Source organism: Kitasatospora sp. NPDC008050 (assembly GCF_042957465.1).
GTDB lineage: Bacteria > Actinomycetota > Actinomycetes > Streptomycetales > Streptomycetaceae > Kitasatospora.
In genome coordinates this window covers 1-1,809 of the sequence record NZ_JBIBIJ010000068.1, presented here as the reverse complement: position 1 = coordinate 1,809, position 1,809 = coordinate 1, and the positions used below count along the sequence as shown (strand labels likewise).

Below are 1,809 nucleotides of genomic sequence, written 5' to 3'. Positions count from 1 at the left end.
GACGACACCAACGAGAACGCCACATCGGCCTCCCGCTGACCACCCCCCGCCACCAACTCCAACAACCGCCCCGCCTGCGCCCGCAACGCCGCCTCCGAGCGGGCCGAGACGGTCCAGGGCAGGACGGCTCCGCCCAGCGGCGCGGGACCGGACGGCTCGGCCGCGGCCTGCGGCTCCGCCGGGGCCTGCTCCAGGATCATGTGGACGTTGGTCCCGCTGATGCCGAAGGAGGAGACACCCGCGCGGCGCGGCGCGCCGGTCTGCGGCCACTCCCGGGCCTGCGTCAGCAGCTCCACCGCACCCGCCGACCAGTCGACGTGCGGGGTCGGCTCGTCCACGTGCAGGGTCATCGGCATGATGCCGTGCCGCAGGGCCATCACGGTCTTGATGACACCGGCGACGCCGGCCGCCGTCTGGGTGTGGCCGATGTTCGACTTCAGCGAGCCGAGCCACAACGGCCGGTCGGCAGCACGGTCCTGACCGTAGGTGGCCAGCAGCGCCTGCGCCTCGATCGGGTCGCCCAGCGTCGTGCCCGTGCCGTGCGCCTCCACCATGTCCACGTCGGCGGCGGACAGTCCGGCGTTGGCCAGCGCCTGGCGGATCACCCGCTGCTGCGAGGGACCGTTGGGCGCGCTCAGACCGTTCGACGCGCCGTCCTGGTTGGCAGCGCTGCCGCGGATCACCGCGAGCACCGGGTGTCCGTTGCGCCGCGCGTCCGACAACCGCTCGACAACCAGGACGCCGACGCCCTCGCCCCAGCCCGTACCGTCGGCCGCACCGGCGAAGGCCTTGCAGCTGCCGTCGGCGGCGGAGCCGCCGAGCGTGACGAACTCGGCGAAGATCGACGGGGTGGTCATCACCAGGACGCCGCCGACCAGGGCCATGCCGCAGTCGCCCTGGCGCAGGGACTGCACGGCGGAGTGCAGGGCGACCAGCGAGGACGAGCAGGCGGTGTCGATGCTGACCGCCGGGCCTTCGAGCCCGAGGACGTAGGACACCCGTCCGGACAGCACGCTGCCCGCGGTGCCGGTGACCATGTACCCCTGGCTGGTGGGCGAACTGGCCATCAGCGCGCCGTACTCCTGAGGCGTGCCGCCGACGAACACCCCGGTCCGGCTGCCACGCAGCGACAGCGGGTCGATCCCCGCGTGCTCCAGGGCCTCCCAGGAGGTTTCCAGCAGCAGCCGCTGCTGCGGGTCCATCGACATGGCCTCACGCGGCGAGATCCGGAAGAACTCCGCGTCGAAGTCGCCCGCGCCGTGCAGGAAGGCGCCTCGCCGGGCCCCCGGGACCTCCCAGTTCTCCCAGCCGCGGCCCTCGGGGAACTCCGTCATCGCGTCACGGCCTTCGACGGCGAGCTGCCACAGGCTCTCGGCGTCGGTCACCCCGCCGGGGAAGCGGCATCCTATGCCGACGATGGCGACGGGGTCGGTGGACACGGCGCTCAGGCGGTTGTTCTGCTGCCGCAGTCGCTCGTTCTCCAGAAGCGAGGCACGCAGCGCGCCGATCACGTCTGCACTGGCTGTGTCCATCGTCAGCTCCCACTTGTCCGTTCGCCATGTGGCCGGGTCGAAAAGGCCGATCGCACGGGGGTCCCACCGGGCCCGCCACCGTGTCGTACCGGCTCCCGCGGCGGGCACCTGTCGATGACGAGGCGCGCCGGGGCGGCCGGGTCCGCGGGATCTTAGATGGAGGCTAGGCGCCGCTCCGGCCGAGGTAACCCCCAGTCAGCCCTCCGACCTTGCGCTGCCACCCCTACTTCCGCGGAGCGACCCCCTAGATCGCGGGATCGCCGGATCCCCGCGGCGG

Annotated in this window: 1 protein-coding gene; it reads right to left on the bottom strand. The window is 72.8% G+C overall.

All coding sequences use genetic code 11. From position 1 onward, the window contains the following. On the bottom strand, positions 1-1,532 hold a 1,532-nt coding region (locus ACFZB9_RS36875), incomplete at its 3' end, for a type I polyketide synthase (RefSeq protein WP_391454540.1). Positions 1,533-1,809: the final 277 nt, after the last annotated feature.